This is a genomic window from Leucobacter sp. wl10 (assembly GCF_003569785.1).
In the GTDB taxonomy this organism is placed as follows: Bacteria; Actinomycetota; Actinomycetes; order Actinomycetales; family Microbacteriaceae; genus Leucobacter.
Map to the genome: position 1 here is coordinate 1 of NZ_KZ984024.1, position 3,048 is coordinate 3,048.

A 3,048-nucleotide genomic window follows, 5' to 3' on the forward strand; every position below is an offset into this window, starting at 1 on the left:
TCAGGGTGTTGCGACAACCAATTGAATCCGCCCTGCGCACGCAGGTCGTAGAGCTCCTCAATGCGCCCGGTGTCCACGTTGCAGTCCGCCTCCCCGACCGCGGCAGCAACCTCCGCCTCCTTGCCGAGGTCGGTGTACTCAGCACTCATGTATCCGCTGGTGGGGTCCAGGACGATGGATTTCTCCTCCATGCACTGCTTGAAGCTCTCGGTGGCCGCTTTGCCGACCTTGGATTGCTGCGCGAGCTCGGCGGAGTTGCCGAGGATTCGGTCGGCGAGCGTCAGCTCGTTAAGGTCCTCGGACAGCGGCCCGAGGACGTCGTCTGCGGCCGCCTGTTCGTTGCAGGTGGTCAGCGCGTTGTTGAAGTCCACGCCCTGGTCCACGGTCGTCGTGCGGGGGACGCCGCGTGTCTCGTCGAGCATCGTGCCGAGCCGCGCGGCGCCTGCGCGGTCCCACAGGCCGAAAATGCGGTCCTCCTGCGGCTGGAGGGAGTCCCAGTCGACGGAGGTGAGTCCGTCGTAGGTCTGACTTGCGGCTGCCATGCAGTCGGTGATGAGTCTCTCGCGCGCTTGCGAGAAGAGGACGAGGGTTTCGAAATCCATGTTTGTGAGGTACTCCGAGATCGGGGTGGTGGCGGTGCCGGTGTCGAAGTCCAACTCCGCCTTCACATCCGCGAAACTCTCGGCCGACACCTCTGGGAGTGTGGCTGTGGAGTCGGTGATCTCGGGTTCCTCCGCGGCGCATGCCGTGAGCGTGGGAAGTGCGAATGCGACGGGGACGATCAGGCTCTTGAGCAGCATCCGGCGTCGAGCCGGACGCCGGATGCTGAGCTCTGGGTGAACTGTAGTCATTCGGGGCCTGTCTTTCATCGGTGGGAGGGGTCAGAGGTGTGCCGCGTGATGGGCCGGGACTGGCTCTACCTCGTATTGCTCTCTGGTGGCAGTAGCGTTCATAAATGGTTGTCTGGTGGTCGCTCCTCGGGACGCGAGAGGCGGGCGACACCTCGACGTGCGGTGCGTTGACCGCTCGCCTCGATGTCGCCCGCCTCCGTTCAGAGCGCGAGCTCAGGCGGACCTGGTCAGTAGACGCTGGAGGTCCGATTGTCCCAGGTGCCTCCGGACGGGAAGGACCACGAGCTCAGGTCGGGCGATCCCAGGGTGAAGCCGACCGACGCGTAGCCGGTGTAGTTCACGAATTGGTACAGCGTGGCAACATCGCCACCGTTGACCTTCAATGACGAGGTCTTGTTGTCGAAACTGCCGAGATTCGGCTTGTAGCCGTTCCCCGCGTTGTAGATGGTGCCGCCGTAGTTCTTGTACTGGTACAAGTTGATCGCGGCGTTCGCCGGCGACGCGGCCGCGACCGCACCGACGACGAGCGCGGTGGCGGCGAGGCCGCCGATCGCGGCCTTCTTGATCTTTCCGAACATGATGATTCCTCACTCTTGAGAGCCATGAAGAGATTGCCGACGCCCGTAGCGACGGCGCAGGCAGGCGCGTCTGAGCACCAGCCCCGGGGACGAGGCGTCAACCACCTCGGTAGGAGATACCGGCCCGGACGCCTCATTGCGTCGGTGCTCGTCGCTCGCGCCGCACGGTATCTCGACATGCGCTGGGCCATGCTGGTCCTCTGAGCCTGCCTCCTCTGCACCGCAGCGGACGGAGATGTCCGCATGACATCACGTTACCTCCGCGGATGTTACGAATCAAGCTCATTCTTGGACTTCGCACAAACGGGTTGTGGCTGGCTCCCTGCCACCCATCATGACCCCGGCATCGGACTATTGCTAACGTGAGCGTCCATAGACCCTCCAGCACCGCGATGACCCGGGTCTGGTCGTGTACGACCTCGACGGCGTCATCACCACCAAAGACACGTTCGCCAGCATGCTGACTCGGCGCCTACTCGCGTCTCCATGGCGGCTCGTGCGAGCACGAACCGCCGTCATGAGCTGGGCGCGCAGCACGCAGACGGAGGACAAGGCCGCTGCGGCCCGCGAGATCACCGAGATCACCCTCAGCGGGATGGGGCACTCCGAGTACGTCGCCCACGTGGAGGCATTGGGCGCCCGCCTCGGCGGCGACCCGCGATGGGTTCGATCATCAACTGTGGATCGGATCAAGCGTCAGTATGAATCCGGTGCGCGGATCGTCATCGCCACCGCCACAGAGGAGACCCTCGCGAGCGCCCTGCTGAAACGAGCACAGGTGCCCCACCACAACCTCTCCGCGTCGCAAGTCGCTGAACAGCACGGTGGGGTGGCCATCGTCGACCACCGCATAGTACAAAGGAAGGCGGATGCGCTCCTGGAAGCCGGAGTACCCATGCAGAACGCGGAGTTCGTCACCGATTCTATGGCGGATCTACCGACAGCGCGCCTTGCGAGGCATGTCGTCATTATCGGCGCCTCAGCGCGCACACACCGCGAGTACAGCGAGGCAAGGCATCTGGCTACCTGAGGACTTGGATAAAAAGCTCTCGGACGCGTGGCGCGCAGGAGGGGCTCCATGGGCCTGGAGACAGTCGGCCCACTGGGCATGTGAGGAAGCCTCCAGAAGCGGGTGGGAGACCTCAGTGGGCGCGGACGTCGCGCTACGCCTTCAGTCGCGGATGGCTCTCTATGTCGACCACGTCGAGGGCAAGATCGACGAGGCCCTTCGTCCAACAGACAGCCACTGACCGTCCGGGCATGCCGCCAGCCCCTTCGGAGGCGCGCATCCAGCACCCCGGTTGCTCGGCACAAGGGCCGCCCCATTGAGGAGAAACATCGTATTGGCTGCGAATCGGGCGTCCGGAATGCTCCTCCCGCATCACCGCCGCCACCGCGCTCATGCTCGTGCTCCCGCCGCTGAACAAGATCGATGCCCTCGCCTCTTGGTCACCGACGACGCTCCTGGCCACGCCCGGCGCCGGACGCGCCGACCTTGCGGCACCAGCCCAGCAGCCCCACGCCCCCAGCTGAGTAACACCTGACTTAGGTCATTGATTCGCGATTTCTTGGGGCACTAAATGATGTTGAGCGGAGTGGTTTGGTAGTGGTCGTGGGTC

General features: G+C 64.2%; 4 protein-coding genes. 1 reads left to right on the top strand and 3 read right to left on the bottom strand.

What is annotated here, in order from left to right:
- Window positions 1–800 (bottom strand): hypothetical protein (locus D1J51_RS17565; RefSeq protein WP_162903925.1); only part of this gene is annotated, 800 nt, incomplete at its 3' end.
- 278 nt (window positions 801–1,078) lie between these two features.
- Window positions 1,079–1,429: a hypothetical protein gene (locus D1J51_RS17570; protein ID WP_119077293.1), complete on the bottom strand. Its 351-nt coding sequence runs from the start codon at window positions 1,427–1,429 to the stop codon at window positions 1,079–1,081.
- A gap of 409 nt (window positions 1,430–1,838) precedes the next feature.
- Here D1J51_RS17570 and D1J51_RS17575 point away from each other — a divergent pair, with 409 nt between their 5' ends.
- Window positions 1,839–2,459, top strand: coding sequence for a haloacid dehalogenase-like hydrolase (locus D1J51_RS17575; protein ID WP_162903926.1), 621 nt, complete (start codon window positions 1,839–1,841; stop codon window positions 2,457–2,459).
- A 133-nt stretch (window positions 2,460–2,592) separates the two neighbouring features.
- On the opposite strand, the gene D1J51_RS18125 is transcribed toward D1J51_RS17575, so the two are convergent.
- A complete protein-coding gene (locus D1J51_RS18125) occupies window positions 2,593–2,832 on the bottom strand; it encodes a hypothetical protein (protein ID WP_162903927.1) in 240 nt (79 codons plus the stop codon).
- Between the last annotated feature and the right edge of the window lie 216 nt (window positions 2,833–3,048).

Excerpts from the sequence above, each read along its gene's own strand:
- D1J51_RS17570 (WP_119077293.1), bottom strand. The coding sequence starts at position 1,429 with ATGTTCGGAAAGATCAAGAAGGCCGCGATCGGCGGCCTCGCCGCCACC.
- D1J51_RS18125 (WP_162903927.1), bottom strand. The coding sequence starts at position 2,832 with ATGAGCGCGGTGGCGGCGGTGATGCGGGAGGAGCATTCCGGACGCCCG.